The sequence below is a fragment of the Sphingobacterium sp. UBA7253 genome (assembly GCF_002472745.1).
Lineage (GTDB): Bacteria > Bacteroidota > Bacteroidia > Sphingobacteriales > Sphingobacteriaceae > Sphingobacterium > Sphingobacterium siyangense.
On sequence record NZ_DKSP01000104.1, the window covers coordinates 39,973 to 40,377 of the forward strand.

Genomic DNA, 405 nt, shown 5'->3' on the forward strand with positions numbered 1-405 from the left:
CAATTTGAACCGGACAAAGCTATTCATATGGCTGTCGGCACAATGGTGAACGACCTGACGTATCGTCCAGCCGTCAGGACGGTAGCGCTTCTCTAGCGCACTGTCCGTAAGGTCGCCGACTTCGGATTTTAACCGAGCCGGAAAATCTGCAATTGTCTTGATCCAGTCATTCAACAGGGAGCTGTCAATTACATCGGGTATCGCGAAACGACCTATGGGGTATCTGAGTTTTTCTAATTCATGTTGCATAACCTAAAATTACTTAAAATAGATGCAAGGTTCCTAATCTTTATGTTCATGTTTTCGATGAATATTTTTTTTCGATACGTTCTTGTGCAAGCTGTAATTTGGATGCGATAAAGAATTGTGTTAATTTCGGCAAAAATGCTAATATCAATGATCCTC

1 protein-coding gene is annotated in these 405 nt (G+C 41.5%); it reads right to left on the reverse strand.

The features are described from left to right. The coding region (locus B2X72_RS10155; RefSeq protein ID WP_349681396.1) for a DinB family protein at window positions 1–249 on the reverse strand (249 nt) is incomplete at its 3' end. Between the last annotated feature and the right edge of the window lie 156 nt (window positions 250–405).